Genomic DNA, 22,491 nt, shown 5'->3' with positions numbered 1-22,491 from the left:
AATAATTCTTACGCTGCTTTGTCACTTTCTACCTCGTCATCAATGGTACTATTGTGCTTAACGAGGTATCCTAAGTCATTAAACCACTTCAGCCTTTGGTGGCGTAGCAAAAGGAGGCACAATCGCGGCTTGGCTGACAGTCGATGAAACTGCCGTTGATGCTGTTCTGGGGCTTGCCTGCATGGCCGAGCAGGTCTTCGTTATGGAGGTAGCGCCAGAGTCCGGCTTCGCCATCGTTTTTCAGATAGTCCAGAACCGAGGCGTTGTCCTTTTCGGAGAGCAGAGAGCGGTAATCGACATTGTTTCCGGCAATCAGGTCATCGATGGTCTGGCGAATCAGCATAGACTGGACGGTCTTTCTGGCCCAGGGTGTATCTGCCAGCTTCTTCAGCCTTTGTATGATCTCCGGTTTATCAGTTCTGCCATCCAGATAGCGTTTGATGGCTGCCCGTTCTGCACCACCGAGGCTTTTGAATCCCGGTACGGAGTAGTGGGGTGCATTGCGGCTGTTGTACCAGTCGCGCTCCCGGCGCTTGGTGGCACTTCCCCCGTCCCGGGTGTCGTAATTGCCGCCTTCCTCCTCAATACCGGCAAAGTCATCGTCCGTCCATTCGTCGCTATCGAGTGTGCCATCATCAACGGCATCGAGCAGGTCGTCTACTTCATCCCTTTGGGTTGTTCTTTCGGCTTCTGAGGCATCGCCAACTGTTCTTCCGGATCGCTCTTCCGGTTCACTGCTTCGGTTGCTTTCTTCAGCAGTTTGAACAGGTTCGGCTTTCTGCTGCCGTTTCGGGTCTTTGATCGTTGTGCTCTTATCGCCATAGTTTTTCTCCAGCTGGTTATTGGTCTGGTCAATCAGATCATTTAGAGTCGCCTCTGCGGTTCCGAACATATCGCCATCAGCTTGTGATTGCTTTTGCAGGTATTGTTCAATCTGATTGGCCAGCTCGCTTAGAGCCTGACCTACTTGCTTTGATTTGTGCAGGTTGGCATCGAGCCACCTGGCGAACAGTTCAGTTTCCGGGCTGAAACTATCCAACAGGGAGTGCTGGTCCAAAATCTCATCCACCGACTGGTTGCGGTTTCGGGAGTCTTGAAGGATGCGGCTGGCTTCCACCAGGGATTCAATGACTCCGTAACCTCCCAATTCCGGATCTATACCTTTGGCCCTGGAAAAGTGCGGTGCTGCCATGGCCAGTGACTTGATCAGGTTTTTCAGGTCTGGTTTGTCGTCCTCGGCAAATAGGCTATTCAAACGTTCATCGTCGTAGGCTTTCATAAACAGGGCTGACTCTACACGGTCACGCATCTGTTTATTCCAGTCACCCTGACGGGTTTTCAGTTCTCCGGCTTCGCTGCCCAAACGGTCGGCAAACCGGGCAAGGAATACATCATTGCTGCGGTGCAATAAGTCACCAGTATCATCGGTATCAAAGTGAGAGAGGTCTTCCTGGGTGATGCGGGAGGCGTCCAGCTTGGCTTTTTCTGCCGGAGACATTGAAGCGGTATCGCGGGCATTGGCTTCTTTGGTGAAAGCAATGCGCTGGTCGGTATCCATTTCTCCCTGACGCTGACGCACCAATACTGGCTGTTTGAAGTTATCCACAGACTCAGGCTTCAAACCATAAGATTTGGCGTTTTGCTTCAAATGCTCCCGGTAGGCTTTCGCCCGTTCAGGATGGTTGCGGTACGCTTTACGGATTGCAGACACACGGCCATTGCCGCTTTCCACGACACGATCACTGCCGATGATTGGCGCACCGCTACTGGCTAGCGGGTTGGCTCCCAAGAGTTTCGGATTCAGTTTGCTAGCTATGCCCCTGATCTGGTCTTCACTGGCCTGACGGGTGCGATCCCTTGGTTGCAGCTCTACCGGATAGTCCGGGTTTACCTTGCCTGTGTCGTTGTGGCTGGCGATCAGATCATCGGCTTCATAAAGGGCGTATTGGGTATCCAGCTCCCGTTCTGCTGTGGATACTTTTTCATTGCCTTTACCCATCACCGGTTTAATGCCAGACGGTGTTCCAGATTTTTGCTGTGCAGTCAGCCGTAATCCTTCCTGTTGCTGGCGGTCTTCAATGGCTTTGACTTCCCGTTCAAAGCGAATACCTTCACCACTTTCCACCATGGCTTTCAGGTTGGCCAATGCTTCTTTCATGGAGGTCGGCGTAATACCACGGCCACTTTTTCGGGCTTTCATTTCCAGACGACGCTGGTTCTCGATCAGTTTGCGAACACGACGCTTCTTGCTTTCATCACCACGCTGCCAGTTAAAGGAACGGAACAACCGGTTCAGGCTGTTCATCCGTTCGGTGTAGCTGGCTAAATCCTGATCGGGGTTGCCGGTGTATTCCGGTGAGCCGGGGTGCCGGCTGGCAGACCGGTCTAACTGCTCGGCACGACGTTGCTGACTGTCCTGCTGTGCCGCTTGAGGATCGGAGTCCACCGTGCCATAGCGGTTGCCGGTAAAGTCGGCAGGTGGGTAATAAGGCAGGGACTGTTGCTGAGGTTCGACAGGCTGTGACTTTTCCCTGGTCACAGTTCGGTTCTTCCAACGGTTGTCCTGCGGTGCCGGTTGCGGAACTTCCTGCTTAGGCATACCCACATTCCGGGTATCCATGGGCGTGTTTATGGGTGACTGACCTTCCAGCCCAACTGAGCGACCATTCCACTGGCTCGGCTGCTCCAGGTTACTGGTAGGCTCGGCAGTATCCACATAGCGTTGACCAAATCGCACCGCTTCTGCCGGATTGCCCGCCCGGTTGCGCTGCCAGGCTGGCTGATCATAGCCATTGAAGTCCTTCGGTCCTGAATTGGGAATATCGGACACACCAACACCGCTACCACCGGGGGGCCTTTTCGGGTTGTGGTCGTCCCAGCCGGTGGGAATATCCATTTTCGGATCGGGTGGATGATACTGTCCGGTCAATGGGTCAGTGTAACCTTCGTGGTGATCCGCCCAACCTTCCGGTGTCTGAGTCGGGTCAAGGGTCGCTTCCGCCTCTGGCTGCTGCACCTGTTCGCCCAACTCACGAAGCTGGCTCTCCAGGCTGGCGATGGCCAGCGAGTTCTGGCGCAGTTGCTCTGTCAGCATGGTCTGGTCGGCGTGGGGTTCCTGCATCTGGTCTTGCAGGGTCTGGTGTTGACTCATCAAATCGTTGAGTTTGTTCTGCAGGATGCTGGCCGCTTCCGGGTTGCGGGTTCGACCCAGTAAACCCAGGCCGCCACCCACTGGTGCTCCGAGGGCGGTTCCCTTAATCCCCTGCGCCAGGGCGTTCTCGGTTAAATCCCTTTCCAGTCCTGCCCGCTGTACACCATAATTGGCAGCCATTTCACCGCCAAACCCTTCGCCAAATTCCTGCAAGCCTTCGGTCATGGCACCGTGCAAGGCATTACCCTTTCGGGAGCCTCTGGCCTTCAGAGCGATGCCTTCCATTTTCGGACCGGCCACTCCCATGGATAACAGGCCCACGGCAAATCCTGGAAGATAACCACTTTTTGCCGATTCTTCGGCCAGCAGTTCTCTGGCCTGCTGGAAAGGCACCCTGGTATCGCCGCCACCGCTGGCATCGTAAGTCTGCCGGTAGAGTTCCTGAAACTTCGGGTCGGCCAGCAATTCCTCCTGACTGGCCTGCAAGATCACCTCTTTTGCCCGGTCGGCAGAATCGGCGCCTACCTGCCAGCCACCCACCAGTCCATAACCTGCGGCATGGCTGCCTTTATGGATGCGATCCGCCCACACCTGCACCCTCCGGGCGTCGTCTAATCCTTTAACAGTGGCTGCGGCACCGCTGGCCTGTAACGCTTTGCCTCCGAGTGCTGCAAACCCTCTGGCGGCTAACCCTCCGCCGACCATTGTGGGCAAGGTAGACCCCACTGCACCGCCCAGATTAAGCCCGAATCCGCGCCAGGTGCTGCCTTCCTTCAGGTGTGGCAGGCCGTTGGTACCCATTTCAATGTCCCAGCCCTGCATCGCCTCCACATCGGTGGGAGTCATGCTATCGAGCTGTTCCTCGGACTTTTCCCGCAGCCATTGGCTGACGGTATTGTTCCCATCGCCACCAAAAAAACGGTCAGCTCCAGAGGCCATGGACGCACCCGCACCATAAAGTTGATGCCAGGGTGCTTCCCACAAGGCATCCTTAAGGTAGTTGCTTTCCGGGTTGCCTCGTCTGGCGGTATGTTCATCAAACAGTCGTCGTGCATCCTGGTGGTGTTCGGAGGGAATATTGGGTGCCAGGTAATCTTTCCAGTAGCGATAGCGCAGGTGTTCTTTTTCTGCATCATCACTCTGCTGCCACAGCGGGGTGGAAGTGTAATCTTGCCAGTTCATAGAATCGTCCTTGAAAAAACGCTGCCCGCCGCCCGCTACCCGCTGCCCGTAAAAGCGGGATCAGGAGCTTTGCTCATCTTGTTCGGGAAACGGGAAACGGGCAGCGGTCTGTTAACGCCCGATGAAAGGATTGAAATTGCGAAAAGTGCCGGGGGCGCGGTTCAGAGGGTAGGAGCCGTTATAGCCATAACCGCCACCACGCTTGGGGGCTGCGGTGTCCGGTACGCCTGTTGGTGGAGGTGATACTTCCTGCTCACCTCCGCCGAGCATTTTGTGAAGGAAAGCAAGGTAGTCTCCCTCCGGACCCTGCTCCCGATTATCAAAGAGACCAAAGCCTGGTGTCTGGTTTGGCTGGCTAAAGCCGATGTCTTCATAACCCGGACTGGCCGGTCCGTACTGCTTCATCAGTTGCTGGAACTGGTGCTGAATCTCGGCAGGCATTTCCTTTTTACGAACACTCTCGGATTCTCCTGCCAGCTTCTGTGCTGCCAGTTGCTGTGCCATGACCTGAACCTGCTCCATCAGCTTTTCTGGTTCTTTCACCTGCCTGCCGGGGTTGTATTGTTGGGTCTTCTGCCCGGCAAAGTTATTCAGGTTAGAGAGAGAGCTGAGAAAGAATTGTTTCACCGGGTTGCCATCGTCACCGATCAAACTCACCAGTGGGTCGTTATTACGATCACTGTCGCTGAACCGGATGCCACTGACATTGCTTGCCTTAATGCCAGGATGCTGATTGATAAAACGGGTAATCCCTTCAAACCCGTCATCACCTCTGGCCGCTTTGGCATTATAGAGGTCATTGGGATCAGCGGCAGACGGTTCGGCAATGCCCCGTTGTCGTCGATATTCCTTATTCAGCATATTGTGCAACCGTCCGGCATCCTGCACCAGCGGATCCATAACCGTTTCTTTTCTTTCCATGGGCATACCATAACCTGAACCGCTGCGCTGTTGCCCGGACTGGACTCCAGTTACCGGCATGGTTCCTTGGCCATAACCGCCATAAGGCTGACCAGTCAGTGCCGCCAGCTCTTTCTGGCGGTTGTAGAAGTTCTGGGTATCACCAGCATCAATCTGCTGCTGCCGCAATTCCTGCTGCTGACGCTGATCAATAGCTTCACTTCGCTGGTTGCGCAGTTCTGCCAGCCGCTGGTTGATGGCAAACTGCTCATCCGCATAACCCGGCATTTTGGTGGAATGCCCCAGGGAGTCAAACTTGTTCTGGTAAACCCTTCCGTCTGGTCCGATGTACATGATGGCTCTCTCCTAAATCCCGTACCCAAAACTTTCCCGGTAGTTGGGTTGCCCGTTATTTTCATAGGTCTGCAATATGCCGTGCTGCCACCGTTGAAGTCCCTGGTTAAATGCCTGATTCTGCGCCGCCAGCTTCATCTCATCCTGCTTGAAGCCGTAACCAAGGTCGTACTGACGGGCCGCTTCGTTAAGCTGGTCGTACTTGATCTTGTTATCCGTGAACATATCCGCCGCCAGCTTGTAGACACTGGCTGCACTGCTGACACCATCGGTAGCGGTTTTAGCAGTATCTAGTCCCAACTCAGCCACATCGAGGTTACGATTCCAGCTTTCTTCCCTGGCGGTGTCCCGCACCTGGTTCTGGATGGCAGAAAGTCCGGCTGCTTTATGGAGGGCATTACTGGTACCAAAACCTGCGAACCGTGCCGAGTTGGGATTAACGCCCATCCGTCGCATATCCCGTTCATACTCTGCCTGTTGCAGATCAGCATTGGCCTGATAGTCGCTGCTGGCTTCCCCCAACCGGCTCTGAAGCTGGGCATCGGATACCGTGGCATTGTCGCCCAGGTATTGGAAATTGGGCTGGTAGTTATCGAACACATCAAACAGCTTGTCGCCGTATTCCTTGAGGGTGTCTGCCGCATCAGTCGCTGCTTCGATATTCAGTTGATAGGTGCCGTCCTGATCATCGTAGCCATAGCGAGGAGCGATGTCGGGCATTTCTGGCTGTTCATTATTATTCTTCCCTGACCAGGTACTTGAGCCCAGAGAGAAGGTATTAAATGTCCCCATCTGGTCCAGGCTGGCCTGGTAGGCACTGCCCGGCTGAAGCCCCGATCCTACGGAGCCTGAAGGCCTTCCATAACGGGTAATACCCTGCGATGTAGATAGTCCCATAGCTATTCTCCTGTAGCAGTCCAGTGAATGATGGCGTCAGTCAGACTGACATCGGTAGCCCCCAGGTCGTAGCTGGTGCTGTCCCAGTAGAAGGTGTTAACGGGGGAGGTACTGATGGATCTGGGCCTGCGGTAGTAAACCGTGGCTCTGATGCTTCTGACGTAGATATTGGCCACGCTGCTGGGCTTTAGCCCTTCTATACCTATATATCTATGTCCGGCTCTCTCACACCACACCTCTATCGGTGGATGGATTTTGCCGTCTAAATAAGTAGTGTCAGCCCAACTGAGCAAAATATTCTTGTACTCGACTATGCGTTGGTTCAGGTCACCGTCCGTGTGAACATAGTCGTGATGGGTGGTTTCTTCATAGGTTTGGTGACCGCCAGCGCCATCGGGCAGTTTAACCCTGACCCGACCTTTGATGAGTCCGCCAGTAGTGGCGCTGTAGAACAGGTTTTTGACCACTATGTTTATATCCACCGTGGCCGTGTATTCAATGCGGGTAATTTCCCAGCCGCTGAGTTCGTGATTGTTGATGGTAATGTCGTAGGTTGCAGACTCTGCGTACCACTCCGGGCTTAATGTGACATCCTGAGCCGTGCCAAGTTTGCCCCGCTGATCATACTCATAATCAATCGACCCACTGGTAAACGTACCCTCCCGATCTTCCGTGGTCAGGGATACGGCAATATCGTAATTGGCCTGGGTGAGGGTTTTGCTGACTTGCAATACGTGGGTTTCAAACTCGTTAATATCGACGCTGGTTGATTCACTGGTGATCCAGTCGCTGCCATCGGGACGATACTCCAGCGTCAGCGTGGCCTTGCGGTTCTGGTAGCCAGTGGATTCACCGGTCGAGCGATGGCTGGCTACACGGCAGTTGACCGTCACTTTCTTCACCTGGTCGGTGTTATACACCGCCCACCACCGGCTGTTACTGCTGCCCAGATAGGTCTTGCCGCTGGCATCGGTTTTGGTGCCATCGGCCAGCAACAATCGGGCGTAGGGAGTAAACACCCATGCTCCCTCAATACTGGGATGGGGCTGAGGTACGCTGTGATCCATTTCCAGCCGCTGGGACTGGTCGGGGTAATCGGCGTTGTAGACAGTAATGTCACGGGGGTAGAGGTTCACCGTGGGCATGGCCTTGAAATAGGCGGGAATCACCACTTCCTGGCCATTGGTAGCCACGCCGCTCTCCGTCCGGCGTACCTCTTTGTAGCGGATATGACCTGAGGTTTCGGAATAGATAAAGGACTCGATACGGCCCTCTTTCAGCAGCAGGTAATCGTTGTTGGCAATGCCGCCACTGCCGGTAATCACCATCTGTCCAAAACCATCGGTGCCGGTACTCAGCTCAATAGAACCACGCCCCACAGTCAAAGCAGTGCCATTCTGTAATTCACCGGACTGAAGCTGGCTGATATTCACCGGCCCGTTTACCGCCAGATAGCCATTAAAGATCAGCACATATTCCGGTTCTTCGTCAGTACCAACATTCCGCACGGAAAAGGGTTGCTCGGACAGCTCCGGACTTTCCAGCAGCAGGTTCGCCAGATTGATAATGGCGGTTCCCTGCCCTGGCGTTCCGGCCAGTGCGTTAAAGCCACCAACCTGCCCACCACGGTTTACATGGCGCACCCAATAATAATGCAGCGTAGTGTTTCCGGTGACATCGGTGTAACGGCTGCCATTGGATTCGTGGACCAGTGATGCCTGTTCCCGATCATCTACCTGAGCACGCCACACTTCCGTGTGGTTATGGCCGTTGTAGGCAGGTGCTTCCCATTCCAGAATCACGGCGCCAAAGATGCCGGTCGCTGCAAGGCCACTGGCGTTGGTCGGACTGTCAGGCCGGTCGGTTTCGATCACGGGAACGGATGGCACGGCAGGTTCCAGGGTGTCAGTAATAGAACCCACGGCGGAGGCAGGCAGACTGAGCCGCTGACCAATCTCATTGGCCAGCCCCAGCTCCGCCAGCTCACTGTGCAGCACCGCCTTGTCTCCAGCATTGCCGGAACGTCCCGCCAGCCGATTCAGAAACTCGCGTACGTAGCGGTCTACCGTGGCAGGCAGTGCAGGAAATTTTGCCATGATTGGAAATGGTTACCCTGGAATGTGAATTTGAAACATGGCAGCAATCGTATCGCTGTATTATTATGTATTAATAATTAATACAGGAGCGGCAGCCCATGAGCCGAAACACCTCTGTAACACTGGGACATCACTTTGACCGTTTCGTCGCTGAAAAAATAGAACAAGGCCGTTATCAGTCTGTCAGCGAAGTCGTCCGGGCGGGCCTTCGCAAGCTAGAAGAAGATGAAGCAAAACTGGAAGCTCTTCGGGCAGAGATTAAAGCCGGCCTGGAAAGCCCCGTGGTTAATGATTTTAATGTGGACTCTCTGCTTGATGATTTGCATGGGAAGCACCTGTGAGTCAGATGTATACCATCCGTCAGCAGGCCCGGGAAGACCTTGAATCTATCTGGCTTTACACACTGAATAACTGGGACGTTGAACAGGCAGACAAATATGTCCGTATAATTGTTGATCGTTTCGTATGGCTGGCAGAAAATCCAAAAGCAGGCAAGCTCCGCAAGGATATCCAGCCAGGATGTTACAGTATTCCCATCAGCTCCCATCTGATTTTTTATCAATTGATTGATCATCGTCCTGATATCCTGCGCATCTTGCATCAACGGACAGATGTCGTTCACTGGCTGCCTTAGAGTTCAGCCATGGAGCTGGCCACAATCACGGCAGTAACTGTATCGGTACCTTCCAACTCAAACTGCCACCGGCTGCCCCGGCCTGCGGGGAGTCGGAAGCCCCGGTCAGAAGCCACCTGTAATTCCAATACCAACTCGCCATCCCGGAACACTCGGAAGCCCAGATTGTCATAGCTGTCGGCCATGATCCTTGCCGAGGTAAAAGCGGCAGGCTTGCCTTGAAATACCTTGCTGCGCCATCGATAGGGCATCAGTTCGGAGCCTTTGTCCCATGCCTTGACGGTATCCCCGATGGCCAGATAGAGGCTGTCATCCTGAAGGTCGCGGTAACAGGCATCGGCATAAGTGCCGAGTTCGGTAAAGGTGCCGCTGTCGGGGCTGAATATAAATCCACCACCGTTTACTGAATCACCATAAAAGCCAAAGTACCGGCCATCATGGAAGCAGGCGTGGATGGTATCCGGCTGGAATCTGGCTCTCCAGTCTTCCGGGTTAATGATATTGCGGGTCATCAGGTCAGCCCGGCCGCCAGCAATTCGCACCAGACCATCGGGGGAGGCGTACAGAGCCATATCGCCCATATCCACCATACTGCGTTTGCTGATGCAGGCGTGTGCCGTATCGAGCCGTTCCAGGGTCATGGCACTGGGTTCGGTACCAAAGGCCACATAGGGATAGCCATCAGTAACAATGATTACGCTGTTGGCTGCTACGGCCAGTGACCTGATTTCATAATCCACGGCCAACCGGTAAGCCGCTGGCCATGCGTATAAGTGATAGGGCTCACTGAACATCAGCTCCTTACCAGAGAAGCCCACCGCTACGCCGCCGGGCAGCACAACTATCCCTTGCAGATTGCTGGGAGGCCCTACCCAGCCGATGGTTTCCAGAATATCGCCTCGCCTATCCATCGGGGTTTCATCCACCACACTGGTGACGCCTACCGGGGTATCGGTTGCTACAGTGCCATTGTTGTTTATCTGAGTGCAGAGCTGATACACACCCACCTGAGTACTGGTGTAAATCCGGTAATGGGTAATGTTCAGGTCTACTGCACCGGGACTGGCGCCTACGGTAATATCCACAGTCTCGCCGGGTTTAACCACAATCTCACCCGATGGCAGGGATGGTGGCCCTTCCCGACCGTTCTGATCCACCCAGGTGTAGGTATAGAAGCGGGTTTCAGCGTCCACTTCTTCCGCATCATCCAGCGGTGTGCCACTGAGGCTGACTACGGGAGCTACGTCCGGCTCCGGTATGCCCAGTTGCAAGTCATTGACCGGATAATCACTGCCACCACTCAAGGCCAGGCCGTTATCGGTGTAACGGGGACCTTTCACCGAGCCTGTGAAGTAGACCCGGTTATTGGGATCATCGGCCACAGGCGAACGGATAACATCAACGTCTGTCGTCCAGTCAAACCAGTATCGTTCGTCTTCATTGCGATAGAGATAGATGGTCTTCGGGGTATCGTTCAATACCTGCTCATCCAACGAAGCACGGTAAGCTCGCAGGCTGCCATTAGTTAAACGACAGTCAATAGCTGTCTCGGCCTGTGTATCTTCCAACAGATGGCTGTCCAGCCACGGGACTTCGCCGGTAAAGGAGGTAATGTCGAGTTTCATGGGCTGTTACTTCTTTAGCCCGTAGATGGAAAAGGTACCACTGATTACATTGTTAGTCTGAGCATCAGTGAAGAACCTGACACCCTGGATAGACTCAAACACCGGTGCCGACAGCATGGCTGATATGTAAGGGTTACCATTGCCAGAATTAAAGTTTGCCGTCCACGCCCCTTTTGATGAACCACTCATGGATATACTCAGAGTGCCGGACAGGTAGACACTATCCATTTCTGCTTCAGCCAACACGTAGCCTGTGTAAGAGCCCTCCATGGCACCATCAACCGCTCCGGTTTTGATCACCGAGGTAGTGACCATGCCAAACCCATCCTGCCATGAGCTGCCATTCCAGAAAGCGATACCCAGTTTCTTTTGCCGATAATCACTGTCTTCTATTGCAAGATTGCTGATGACCAGATGGTAACCGGAGTAGAGTGAGTCATCGAAGCCATCAGTAATTGAAATATCGGCACTATTGGTATGCTCAAACGTACCCAGTAATTTCATATCATCGTCCTCATCAGCCAGTGGCTCTGTCGGTGTCGAGTTTTCCAGGGCTTCCACCCGTGCGGTCAGGTCGGCAAAGGCGGCAGACAGGTCAGGGGGAATTACCCGGCTTTCCAGTGTCTCCACCCTTGGTACCAGATCGGAAAAATTGGTGTTCATGTTGCTTTGCAGGTCGGATACATCACTTTCTACCTGACTCAGGTCAGAAGTGGCCTTCGTGACATCAGACTGAGCCTGAGATAATCCGGAGTTGACGGAAGCGATGTCAGCCTGGGACTGGGACAGGCCAGAGGTAAGCGTGGCTATATCTGTTTGCAGTTGAACAACATCATTGCCCTGGTTACTCACATCCAGTTGCAACTGCGTCAGGTCATTAGCTTGGGTTGCGACCTGTGACTGCAACTGAGTCAGCCCATTTTCCTGAGTAGCCACTTGTGTCTGTATCTGGCTCACATCATCACTGAGTGAGTCAATCTGAGTTTGCAGATTGTCGGAACTGGATTCGTACAGAGTCAGCTTGCCCAACGACTCAATCTCAACATCAGCGTCGGCAGACAACGGGGTATTCAAGTGAATGTCCGTGCCGGTATCTGCGGTGAAGTGCGTGTCCTTAATCAGCTTCAGGCCATCCACAAACACGCTGACAGGCCGGTTGATTTCATAGTTATGGCTAAACGTCTGCTGTCCGGCGATGCCGCTATAAACCGAGCGTTGGGGAACGGCAAGCTGCGACACCTGATTGGGTCCGGCTATTGCCTTGATAATGACCATGGCAGCCCGGTTACGGGGACGGGTTTCATCGCCTCCCCTGCTGTTGCTCAACATCCACCGCTCAGTGCCTTCCGCAGTGTCACCGGTGCCAAGGTCGTGATACTGGCCTCTGATCACCGCCGGATCGGCAGAGGTACCGAACGGCATCGCATCCCACTTGGATTCATTAATGGCGATAGCGACTTCATGGGCATGGCTCGCTATTTCATCGGCCTGCTCGCTGCCCAGATCCCGGTCAACATCCACGCCCCGGCCATGATCCCAACCTCGGATAAACTCGCCACGGTAGTCCGGCAGAAATGCCTTGCCTGCTGCTACCCTGTCTTTATACAGAGCAAACAGTGCCGGATATTCGTCTTCAGCAATCTCTGAACCATTACACTCCAGCCAGCCTGCCGGTGCAGTTGATGAACCATCCCACAAGGCCGTTAAACCAACTGGTGTGGTTTCCAGAAAAGTGTCGCTTACTGCGGTCCATGCGCCGTTATGTCGAAAATAGAGCTGGCCATCCTGCGGTGCTTCTTCGACATCGCCTGAACTACCACCTGAACTTCCTGTCTGTTCTTGCCAACTGGCTCTGGTACCATCGGTGACCAGCGCCTTGCCCTGGTGGCCTGCCTGATCCGGCAGACCATCGACTTCTGCCCAGGTTCTGTTTATCCGGGCATACTGTTTGCCATCGTCCGGGGCCTCATCGGGTTTGCCTGCTAGGGCTTCGGCCAGTCCTTCCGTTTCAGCGACGGTGTGTTGATGGGGGGCTGGCGGAAAATCATCCGGTTTATTCGTGACTTGTTCCCAGCTCAGAAAGGGGCCAAGGTGGACAGTGATTGGCCTGACCACATCCTCCACAGTAACCTGAATCACATCATGGTTATCATCCAGATGCAGGACGATGGGCTGGTAACTGCTGTTATCCATTACGACGACAGCTCCACGTTATGGGTAACACTGGCCAACAGCTGCCAGCGTCCGGTCATGACGGTCTGCACTTCATCTGCATCTGGTGATACCAGTTGCAGGTCATAATAAAATTTCTGGGTTGCCAGGTTGCGGGTATCTTCCGGAGTAATATCCAGCGTCGCCTCACTGCCGGTAACGGTGATCTCCTTGCGTAACGCCACTTCTTCATCACTCTGCAACGGGTGATATTTCATGGAAAAAATCAGCGTCCAGCCGGTGTAATCCACAGGCAGATCATTTTTCCGGAACTCAATGGGGAAACTGATGTTATTGCCCCGGATATGGGGTTCAAGATTCACCTCGCTCACAGCCATCAGACAAATCTCCTTCTTGTCACCGATTGCTCGCCACTGCTGACACCGACCAACCCACGGATACGTTTCTTGTTCAATTCCCGCTCATACTTCTGCCGGTTCACTTCCGACAGTTGCGGGTTGGTCCAGGGCTCGTCCGGCATCATTTGCAGATCCGCCAGTACACCCCAGCAGGCAAACTCAAGGGTAAGATTGGCCAGGTCGTCCGGTACTTCGGTGGCATCAAAGGCTGGCATCAGTGTCAGCTCAATGTCGTGCATTACATCCTTGTCAGGGATCGGGGCAACGTGCAATGCCGTGGTCTGAAAATGGCGAAATAGTAAGGGGTTCCAGCAGAAAGGTAAGGAGGCAGCAGGTCACGGCTTTCCAGTCGGGTGACGTCTTCCCGTAATAGGTTCTGAACCGTGGCGATATCACTGCCAGCGGGAGAAGCCAAGGTGTAGTCCTGGATGCCCTCTACCATAAACAGTTTGTCATGGTGTCGCCAAAGGTTTGCCCGGTGGCAAATATCCCGCAGGACAATAATCAGGTAATTACGGATCACTTGATCCGGGCAGCTCTTGGCATAAGGGCGGATTCGGGAAAGGTAGGTGTCCAGTTCCATTTAGTTCTCCCCGATGCTGCCCTGAAGCATCTGCCGAAACATTTGATCCACGTTCCACTTCAACCCCAGGTTATTGGCAAACATGGCCAGGTAACTCTGGGCCTGCTGCATATTGGCTTCCGTTTCCATATCCATGCTGAACGCCCGGAACAGCATGTAGTTGATCACCGGGTTTAACCACAACTCATCAAGGCTGAATAGCTGGATGTCAGTATCAAAATTGGTAATCGCTATTCGTGCGGGAGCATGACTGACCAGAAGATTCAGCTGATGATCTGCTGGGGGCACAGGGTACACATAAAAGACCGATGGGCTTTTCTGGTCGTAGACATACTGCTCTACAGACTCTCCGGTAGCCGTCGTCCAGTTGGGCAAAAGGCTATCCAGAGAACTGCGGGTGGTGGCAATCACCGTTCTGCCTGTGGATGGGTTATCCACAATATCCAGCAGTCGGTATGTACCAGGGGGCAGCGATTGAACCGCTTGTGCCTGACAGGTAAAAGCCAGTAACTGCGAGTTCACATCAGGCCGGTTCTGCACCACGGCCAGTAATGCTTCATTATAGGCATCCAGTAGATCGTTATTGCTCCACCTGGGAACAGCTGTGTTGTCCTGGAGCAGGTTGCGAACCCGCTGGATGATGGCGGTAACCTTCATAATTTACAGCCGGTTTCCCTGCTGGTCACAGAACTCCAGATCCACACCCATCCGTTTCTTAAGCCTGGGATTGTAAATAAAGACGCTATTGGTGTTTTTGTTCAGCACAAACTGCAGCGGTTTTTTTCCCGCCTTGGAGGAAGTTGCCGGCTCGTCAGGCTCTTCCGGTTTTTCCAGCAGATCACCACCATTCATTAGTAAACGTACTTCGTCTTTTAACTCATCAAGCTTTTTGCGCTTGTCCAGCTCCACGTTAAACATCTGCCGGGCAAAAGATTCCAGTTCATCCTTGCTGCGGCAGGTTTCCAAATCAAAGGCCATCTTTTGTATCTCCATGAAAAGCTTTTCACCACAAAGACACGAAGACACAAAGAAAAGCTTTTTGTCTTTTCCTTCGTGCCTTTGTGACTTTGTGGTTCAAAAAAGAGGTTAAGAACGCTTGGCTGCCAGCAGCACACCAGCATCAGGCTTCAACACCTTGTAGCCATACACCTGCAGGCCACGATGGCCCATACCGAAGTGCTTCTCCAGCGTCAGGCTTTCATGCTTGATAAACTGCGAAGCGAATCCGGCAAAATCCTTCACGCCCGCCATGCACTGGGTCACCCCCGAAGCGGTGGCCAGGTTGTTGCTGCAGTAGAGGGTGAACCGGTCGATGATGCCCAAGCGGCCGTTACGTACGATGGAGGTACCATCACCGGCCAGGGAGGCATCTTTCAGCTCGGACTTCTTGATCATGCCACAGACCCAGGGTGGCAGCACCAGCCAACGGCCAGACTCGGGAATATTCTTCTCGTCCAGCAGCGTGCCCATATCGACGATGTAATCCAGCACATTGGCCTTATCCACAACCACGCCGGTACCACCACCGTCAATCTTGTTGTCCGGATGCACATCGGTATAGATATTCCCAAGTACATCGCCGTCTACTGCGATCTTCATGTTCTCTGCCGCATCGGCAGAAGACTCGTTGATCAGCTCAATATTGGACTGTGCGCTCTGGATGTAGTCATCCACAAAGGCATAGTACTTGGTCTTGTCGATGGGCAGTTCCACCTTGGGTGGTTCCAGATCCTGGTACTCGACCCCGGTGGCACGGTCATAATCCGCTACCGCGATGTCGGGACGGGTACGGATCACTACCTTGGAACCTTCAGACTGGATCTCGCCTTCCCAGTTGGTGTTACAGATAGCAGACAACACGGTTCGTTTATAGAACTTCGCGTTGAGCTTCTTGGAATAAATAACCGACAGGGCATTTGCCATAGCCCCTGTTGGAAACGTGGTCGTTGCCATGATTCAGATCCTTTGAATCTCTTTCGAGAAACGGTTAGAGCCTGCCTCCCTGCTTAATCCACTGGGCCAGAACCTCATCGAGTTTTTCCTCGTTGGCATCAAACTCTTTCTGCGGCATGGCCGCGATCTGTTCCAGTGTCATAGCGGGTTGGCGACCCTGAGTGGTTGGTGTCGAGCGGGACCGCACCGGTGGCTCGCTCATCTGTTTTGCCTGCTGCATTTTTTGTGCTGGATCGGGTGCTGGTTTTGGCGCTGGGGTTTTGGCTGGATTGCTCAGACCGGCAGCCTCTTTATAGAGACTCATGACCTGCGCCGCTCCCAATGGGCTGACACGACTCAACTCCTGTACATCAGCCGTTTGTCGTGCAAACCAGCCTTTAAAGTCCTCACTGGCAGAGATCTGTTCCACATCCGGATGAAGGCTGCGCAACTTGCCCCAGAATGCCTGTCGGGCCTGTTCCGCCTCCTGCTCCTGCCGAGCCTTCTCAATAGCCGCAAGTCGCTGCTCCAGTTTCCGGTTGAGCTGTTCCGACTCATCCAACTTGTTAAACACCGGGTCCAGCTCCTGGTAATCCTTACGGAGTTCCTGAAACTGATCAGACGACTCGGGTTCACGGTCAGGCTGAGCGGCACTCTGGTGACTGAGCAGATCCACTTTGGCCTGCACACAGCCATCTGTTGCTGAAGCTCTGTATTACTGCGCTCCAGATCTGCGGCTTTCTGTGTGGCTTGGGTCATCAGGGCATGGGCATTCTTGCGGGACTCTTCCGCCTTGGTGTACTTGTCCAGCCAGTCTTCACCGCTCTCTTCACGAGCTATGGGGGCAGTCGGCTCTGACTCTTCGTCAGTAGCTTCCGGCTCCGGTTCAGGTGGCGGGGGTAACTCATCAGCGGGTGGGTTCTGGTCGGTCTGCTTGTCCTGCTCGTCCTCTTGCTGTGCAAAAGCGGCAGGGGCTTCCGTTTCAAGACCCATTAAGGCTGCCAGTTCAGCATCAGTTTCCTGATCCAGCTTTTCGGCATCAATTGCCATTTTCACTCTCCCTGTGGGGCGCTATGGCTTGTCCACATTTGGTTTAGCCTGATTTTGTGGGGCTCGGGCTTATCCACATATTTCAGGCATTCACCGGTAACCGCTCCATGCGTTACCGGCATACCGCCCATCCCTGGGCATAAAAAAACCGCCGAAGCGGATTAGTTTTTACTGCTGTTTCAAATACGTCGCAGCCCTGAGCTGCAAGGCGATAATGTCATCCAACTCCTGCACTCTACCCTGCAGGACGCGCAAATTGGTTGAATCCTGGCACGTTGCCAGTTTCTCCAGCAGCAGCTTGCGTCGGCGCAGAAGATACTCCTCCACCACTTCGTACTCCGGACGATTGCTCACCGTCAGAACGGCTTCTGCCTCCTGCGGCTTCAGGTGCATGGGATTGGGCATAGAGTTCTTCCTCGGGTCTCAGGGCTTTATCCGGATCAATATCCAGGGATTTAAGGTATTCGTTATACAGATAACGGTGGTCGGTCATGGGCCCCAGAACCGGATTCATGCTGACATTCAGGGCATTCATCATCCGTTCCGATTGCAGCTCTTTGGCCACCAGCGCGGCACTGCCCATAGCCACCACATCCAGATCGCCCCGTTTGGCATCTTCGCTATCACTCCAGCGCATGGCGAAATTGAACAGACTGTCGATCAGAGGAACTGTTGCGTAGTCGTCTATATTTTTCACCACGCTTTTCAGGGCCACATTGGCAGCGGTCATCAGCATGCTCATACCGCTGGCAGTTTTGTTCAGGCTCTGAGTCTGTTCGCCATGGGTATAACTGGGGAGTGAGGTTTCTTCATCCGCAAACCTCCGGAACATTTCAAAGATGCCGGACAAATCATTCTGATTGCTCTGGATATTGATGGCCTGAATCATCGGCCCTTCACCGGCCTCTCCATCATAAAACCAGAGCCGGTAGGGATAGATCTTCTTGGCATCTTCCAGGCTCATACCTTCCGGAAATTTGCTCACATCCATCTGGAACATGGGACCTGCAGTCAGGGCTGCGTTATCCAGCAGGGCTCTGCCAGTGGAGTTCATAACATCCTGACTGTCGTTCATCATGTAGGGGATGCCGATACCCCAGAACCGATGCAGCACACTTTCATAAGGAACAAACTTATAGGGAATCGCTTCCGGCTTCAGTGGGTTCAGTCTGGCCATAATCATCCGGCCATCGCAGATCCAGATATTGGCCTGATACTCTGCCTGCTCATCAATATCGGTAACGCCATACTCCATGAGCTGATGACCATCTACCGGCCCCCAGTACTCCAGCACATCAAAACGCTGGGGCGTAACATATTGCTCATCGTTATTGTTGATATTGCGCAGTTCCCGTTCGTAATCTTCAGGAACATGATTACCCTGGGGAGACTCCATCAGAATGGCGTGAATGGTATCAGTCTCAAAACCGGGACTACCTGCCAGTTCCCGAAACTCATGTTTGGTCAGCACATGGCGCCGAAAAAGATCATTAGGCTTACCCGGGTCATGGGAATAGGGATCCGGAAACAGATCAAAAACACTGGCCCACTCAATATCCGGCTCAATGCTCTGGTGATCGGTGAGCTTCCATTCATCGCCTTCGCTTTCCCATTTTTCATGGTTACGAATATTGAGCGTGGCCACCTTGATGCAACCAGTTCCCAATGTGACCTGCTCACGAACCATTTTTTTAATTTCTGTCAGCCCATTGGCATTAATCAGATAGTCCTTAATCAACCGCTTCATTTTCATGGCTGCTTCATTAGCTCTTTCCATTGCTTCCGCAAGCAGCTCCCGCTCCATCTCATCGTTACGTTCCTGGATGAGTTGGTTTCGGGTTCGGGGATCAAGTCGATAAGGCAACAGCTCCTGAATGGCCATCATCCGGATCTGTCGTTTAATGGAAGCAGGAATATCCGCCATGGGGCTGGGCACAATATCCCAGAAAGAATCCACATTCTGAAACAACAGATCCACCAGCCGGGAATAAGCCGCATTCACTTTGGTGGCGGTGATTTTGATAAACACCCGGCTCAAGGCCTGCTGCTCTTCCATCACCTTTTCCTGCTCGGGTCCGTATTCACCTTTCACCGCCCGTAGAGCTTCCAACCACTCGTCTTCCACTTCCCTTCGGGCTTCCCGATAACCCTGCCAACGGCTGTAAAGATCTGAAGCAAAGGCATCACGCACCGCCTGTTCACGACGTTCGTTGTCCAGTGCTTCATCCAGCTCCGCCTGAGTCACTTGATCCGGAGTAGCGACCATTACCAGTCCGTGTTCCATTACCTGACCTTCTTGCCCCTGCGTCGCTGCCACTCAAAACGATGGCCGGCCATAATGGCTGGCCAGCTACCCACCATCTGCTGAGTAAAAAGAATGATTATCCGTTCCATCAGTAAGCCGATTTCCCTGGAGCCCGATACTTCAGCTCATTGATATTGATCTTGCGCCGTGGCAGCTTCAGCACCATTTGCTGGGCGATGGCGTAGCTGACCACCCGGTCGTCGAAGCAACCTTCCTGGGCATTGGTTGCTCCATTGTCTTCAATCACGTAGGTCTGGCATTCCTTTACCGTCTCTACGTTGCAGATCCCCGCATCGCCAGTATGGATAGTTGGTAATAGTCCCGGCTTAGAGCTGGGTTTTACTATGTTGGTCTTGGTATGATGATGGCTTTTTTGGTGAGGTGGATTCGTTTTCTGGAACCATTTTTTAATCGATCTTATACTTATTGTTTGTTATCACTCGCTCTATGTTGAGTGCTGGGTGAATGACGTATGTCGTATAAAACGCTGAGGTTGCCTGTGAGAGTGGGGTGTTGAGGGTTGTGAGAGTGAGGTTCTTGAGTGAGTAGTTACTAGCCCCCCTAATTCCGATACCGCGAGGTGTTTGCGATCTGGGCTCATCAACTCCTGAGTCGTTGTCAGATCCAGCCGAAGTTCAGCCAGTCGGGTACCAAAGGTGTGCCGCAAACCATAAAAGTCGATTTTGCCGGTAAGGCCTGCTGCTTCTCCGGCTTTATCCCAACGGCGGTCAATTAATTTATCACAGGCTCGCTGGCCGGAGTTATTCTGATGTTGAATTCGCTGTTTGGTAATACCGATTCTCAATCCATTCCAGGGCTTTCTGAAAAGCCAGGTTGCCATAGGTTGAACAGCTGAAGCGACTGGTTACAACCGTGGGTTCGCAGCTCTTCTTTTTCTGGCGGATATGCGCCAGCCAGCCGGTCTCTCCATCTTTTAGCGTATATTTTTCGACTTTCATCATGCCGGATGCCTCTTTTTGCTTATTGTTCCAGATACTGACGCGTTGCTCTAGGTGCTCCGAGACTTCGGTCATATGAAGCCACACGATCTTCCATCACGGCAGTGAACATTACGTGACGGTCATCCACCTTCTCAATGGTGCGGGATTATTCACCACATTGGCTGTACAAACATTGATACGTATCAATACTTATTCTCGCAATATTTGTCCTGCCAACGCCATGCCTTTGATAGCAACAGGCCTGAGCAGTTACACTCGAATAAAAAATGTGAGGATGATATGGATTGTTATCAACAGCAGTTTGGTGGTGACTATGCACTGGGTATCCGTATCCCAGGGTACTTTCAGGATATCTCCTACCGCCATGATACCGGTCCTGCTTTTACCTTCAGTCAGGGTAACCGGATTCTGAAAATCTGTGTCCTGCCGGACAGTCTTCAGGATCGGGAGATCACCGGTGCCTACCGTTACACCCTGATGGAAATGAAAGCGAACGGCGAGGATGACGACTGCCCGGCGTTTGTGGCGATCCATTTTGAAACGGACTCACCGGTGGCGTTTGAGCAGGTGATTTTTGACCGGGGGCGGTTGCAGGGCTTACTGAACCGGAACTGATCCACCGGTGCGCCCCGACAGGGGGATGGCCTGCTACCCGTGGGCTGGCGGCCTTTACTGAGACGGAAGCACCGTAAAAACCTTACTGCCGGTAGTCAGGCTTACCGGAGTTTGATCCGAAGGCGTTTATATCTGTACGGTTCGATATTGCGTTCAATGTCATGGGTTTTCACCGCTTGTGGTGGATAAACCGCTTTTTATTATTTAATCGCTAAAATCTTCCAGCGAAAACCCTTCAAACCGCACATCGTACCCTTTCAGCTGCTGACGAAGCTTTTCCGCTTTTTCCTGCAGGCGGGATAACCGGATATTGGCCCGATTGCGTTTTACTTCTGCAATTAAGGCAATTTTTTCCAGTTCGTTGATGGCAACAATATCAATTTCGTTCTGGTTTCCCCGCTCCCAGTAGCTACCGACAATATTGTATTGCCCACTGGCAGCGATGCGCTCACGGTGTATCTGCTCCAGCCAATGCCCGCTCCAGGTGGGGTAATCCCGTTCAATCACCTGATGAATAAAGCTATAGTTGCCTATTTCTATGGCGCTGCGATGGCGGTATATAAAGCGAAACCAGAATGCCAGAAATGCATCCACCATTTTGTACTTCACCAGTCGTGTACCCGGTTTGGATAGCACGGGCCGATGTCGTTCAATAATTTCAAACTCTTTTTCCAATCGATCCAGTTGTGGTCCGACGGATATTTCCAACAGTGACTCTATGGCTGGGCGGCTGGTGTGGCCTGCAGCGATGGCCGACAGTATGGAAAAATACGTGCCATGCTCCGGACCGAACTCTTCGGCCAGTCGGTAGTGACCCTCTTCAATCAGTAAACTGTGTTCACTGACCAGTGTCTGCCAGATGTTTTCATGGGCATCGATATTGACCAGCCATTCCAGGTATTTCGGGACACCGCCGCTGAGCATGTACCATTGCAACAGGGTCTCCGGACTGAATCTTTTTTGATCATGGAGGAGTTCAGCAATGAATTGGGTTCTCAAAGGTTGCAGATTAATCCGGTTGTCAGCGCGACCAAACAGGGGTTCTTTACTGTTCTGGAACAAATGCGTCATCAGGCTGTAAAGTGAACCACAGCAAATCAGGTGCATCTGGCTTTTGCCTTTGTACTGATCCCAGAGATGCTGGAGTTCTGAAAAAAAGGCGGGATTGACACGCTGAATATCCTGAAACTCATCCAGGATAAGGGTTAATGGTTCGGTACAGCTGTATTGCAGCAATATTTCCATCACTTCCCTGAGTGAGGACGGATTGCCGAAAATGGGAACGTTTAACAAAGCGCGTATTTGCTCAACAAACTCCTCACAGAGCAGGCGTTCCTGCTTTCTCGAAACAAACAGATAAAGGGCTCGATACTCACCTCCCCGGGGGAAAGCCTGGTTCAATAAAGCGGTTTTTCCCACTCTCCTGCGGCCTATGACAATCGTCATTAATGCCCCGCCAGTGGCTGCCTTATTGCTCCAGTTTTGCAAGTGGTTGAGCTCTGTTTCCCGATTGTAAAACTTCATCGTATAATTATTACTGTAGTCAGTATTACAGTAACCTTAGTTTAATTATTCTTTTCCTTCAATGTGTTTCCATTAAAAATTGTCCTAAAAAAAATGGCCAAAATATCGAAA

21 protein-coding genes are annotated in these 22,491 nt (G+C 52.8%); 3 read left to right on the top strand and 18 right to left on the bottom strand.

Annotated elements, in window-relative coordinates; genetic code table 11:
* Positions 1-88: 88 nt before the first annotated feature.
* The 4 genes from ACO6UY_RS18705 to ACO6UY_RS18690 form a co-directional block, all read right to left on the bottom strand.
* Entirely contained in the window at positions 89-4,333 is a 4,245-nt protein-coding gene (locus ACO6UY_RS18705) for a hypothetical protein (RefSeq protein ID WP_422490871.1), read from the bottom strand.
* A 111-nt stretch (positions 4,334-4,444) separates the two neighbouring features.
* On the bottom strand, positions 4,445-5,587 hold the full coding sequence (locus ACO6UY_RS18700; RefSeq protein ID WP_422490869.1) for a hypothetical protein: 1,143 nt from the start codon (positions 5,585-5,587) through the stop codon (positions 4,445-4,447).
* Between the two features lie 12 nt (positions 5,588-5,599).
* Positions 5,600-6,484, bottom strand: a complete 885-nt coding sequence (locus tag ACO6UY_RS18695; protein WP_422461735.1) for a hypothetical protein — start codon at positions 6,482-6,484, stop codon at positions 5,600-5,602.
* Between the two features lie 2 nt (positions 6,485-6,486).
* Positions 6,487-8,580, bottom strand: a complete 2,094-nt coding sequence (locus tag ACO6UY_RS18690) for a hypothetical protein (RefSeq protein WP_422490867.1) — start codon at positions 8,578-8,580, stop codon at positions 6,487-6,489.
* 98 nt (positions 8,581-8,678) lie between these two features.
* Between ACO6UY_RS18690 and ACO6UY_RS18685 the strand changes: the two genes are divergently transcribed.
* Positions 8,679-8,921 carry a type II toxin-antitoxin system ParD family antitoxin gene (locus ACO6UY_RS18685; RefSeq protein WP_209277181.1) on the top strand — a complete coding sequence of 81 codons (243 nt, stop codon included), beginning with the start codon at positions 8,679-8,681 and terminating at the stop codon, positions 8,919-8,921.
* Positions 8,922-8,926: 5 nt separating this feature from the next.
* Positions 8,927-9,214: a type II toxin-antitoxin system RelE/ParE family toxin gene (locus ACO6UY_RS18680; protein ID WP_422461827.1), complete on the top strand. Its 288-nt coding sequence runs from the start codon at positions 8,927-8,929 to the stop codon at positions 9,212-9,214.
* Here ACO6UY_RS18680 and ACO6UY_RS18675 read toward each other — a convergent pair.
* The 13 genes from ACO6UY_RS18675 to ACO6UY_RS18615 form a co-directional block, all read right to left on the bottom strand.
* Positions 9,211-10,839 carry a hypothetical protein gene (locus tag ACO6UY_RS18675; protein WP_422461740.1) on the bottom strand — a complete coding sequence of 543 codons (1,629 nt, stop codon included), beginning with the start codon at positions 10,837-10,839 and terminating at the stop codon, positions 9,211-9,213. The genes ACO6UY_RS18680 and ACO6UY_RS18675 overlap by 4 nt on opposite strands.
* Before the next feature lie 6 nt (positions 10,840-10,845).
* Positions 10,846-13,032, bottom strand: coding sequence for a tail fiber protein (locus tag ACO6UY_RS18670; RefSeq protein WP_422461742.1), 2,187 nt, complete (start codon positions 13,030-13,032; stop codon positions 10,846-10,848).
* Positions 13,032-13,388 (bottom strand): hypothetical protein, encoded by a 357-nt coding sequence (locus ACO6UY_RS18665; RefSeq protein ID WP_422461744.1) that lies wholly within the window; start codon positions 13,386-13,388, stop codon positions 13,032-13,034. The genes ACO6UY_RS18670 and ACO6UY_RS18665 overlap by 1 nt, the downstream gene beginning before the upstream one ends.
* Positions 13,388-13,648, bottom strand: a complete 261-nt coding sequence (locus ACO6UY_RS18660; protein WP_422461746.1) for a hypothetical protein — start codon at positions 13,646-13,648, stop codon at positions 13,388-13,390. The genes ACO6UY_RS18665 and ACO6UY_RS18660 overlap by 1 nt, the downstream gene beginning before the upstream one ends.
* Positions 13,648-13,992, bottom strand: a complete 345-nt coding sequence (locus ACO6UY_RS18655; RefSeq protein ID WP_422461748.1) for a hypothetical protein — start codon at positions 13,990-13,992, stop codon at positions 13,648-13,650. The genes ACO6UY_RS18660 and ACO6UY_RS18655 overlap by 1 nt, the downstream gene beginning before the upstream one ends.
* Entirely contained in the window at positions 13,993-14,649 is a 657-nt protein-coding gene (locus ACO6UY_RS18650) for a DUF6682 family protein (protein WP_422461750.1), read from the bottom strand. It lies immediately after the preceding gene.
* Positions 14,650-14,652: 3 nt separating this feature from the next.
* Positions 14,653-14,970 (bottom strand): hypothetical protein, encoded by a 318-nt coding sequence (locus tag ACO6UY_RS18645; RefSeq protein ID WP_422490865.1) that lies wholly within the window; start codon positions 14,968-14,970, stop codon positions 14,653-14,655.
* A gap of 108 nt (positions 14,971-15,078) precedes the next feature.
* On the bottom strand, positions 15,079-15,945 hold the full coding sequence (locus tag ACO6UY_RS18640) for a hypothetical protein (RefSeq protein ID WP_209277172.1): 867 nt from the start codon (positions 15,943-15,945) through the stop codon (positions 15,079-15,081).
* Positions 15,946-15,979: 34 nt separating this feature from the next.
* A complete protein-coding gene (locus ACO6UY_RS18635; RefSeq protein WP_422461754.1) occupies positions 15,980-16,612 on the bottom strand; it encodes a hypothetical protein in 633 nt (210 codons plus the stop codon).
* 597 nt (positions 16,613-17,209) lie between these two features.
* Positions 17,210-19,291, bottom strand: coding sequence for a portal protein (locus ACO6UY_RS18630; protein ID WP_422490863.1), 2,082 nt, complete (start codon positions 19,289-19,291; stop codon positions 17,210-17,212).
* Positions 19,292-19,367: 76 nt separating this feature from the next.
* Entirely contained in the window at positions 19,368-19,526 is a 159-nt protein-coding gene (locus ACO6UY_RS18625) for a hypothetical protein (RefSeq protein ID WP_422461758.1), read from the bottom strand.
* A 198-nt stretch (positions 19,527-19,724) separates the two neighbouring features.
* Complete coding sequence (locus ACO6UY_RS18620) at positions 19,725-20,084, bottom strand: tyrosine-type recombinase/integrase (RefSeq protein WP_422490862.1); 360 nt, start codon at positions 20,082-20,084, stop codon at positions 19,725-19,727.
* Positions 20,041-20,313: a hypothetical protein gene (locus tag ACO6UY_RS18615; protein ID WP_422461762.1), complete on the bottom strand. Its 273-nt coding sequence runs from the start codon at positions 20,311-20,313 to the stop codon at positions 20,041-20,043. The genes ACO6UY_RS18620 and ACO6UY_RS18615 overlap by 44 nt, the downstream gene beginning before the upstream one ends.
* A gap of 207 nt (positions 20,314-20,520) precedes the next feature.
* Between ACO6UY_RS18615 and ACO6UY_RS18610 the strand changes: the two genes are divergently transcribed.
* Positions 20,521-20,856 (top strand): hypothetical protein, encoded by a 336-nt coding sequence (locus tag ACO6UY_RS18610; RefSeq protein ID WP_422461764.1) that lies wholly within the window; start codon positions 20,521-20,523, stop codon positions 20,854-20,856.
* 204 nt (positions 20,857-21,060) lie between these two features.
* Here ACO6UY_RS18610 and ACO6UY_RS18605 read toward each other — a convergent pair whose 3' ends face one another.
* Entirely contained in the window at positions 21,061-22,380 is a 1,320-nt protein-coding gene (locus ACO6UY_RS18605; RefSeq protein WP_422490860.1) for an ATP-binding protein, read from the bottom strand.
* Positions 22,381-22,491 lie beyond the last annotated feature (111 nt).

The sequence above is a fragment of the Endozoicomonas sp. ALE010 genome (assembly GCF_049310165.1).
Taxonomy (GTDB): domain Bacteria; phylum Pseudomonadota; class Gammaproteobacteria; order Pseudomonadales; family Endozoicomonadaceae; genus Endozoicomonas.
This window is presented reverse-complemented; position numbering and strand designations above follow the sequence as displayed.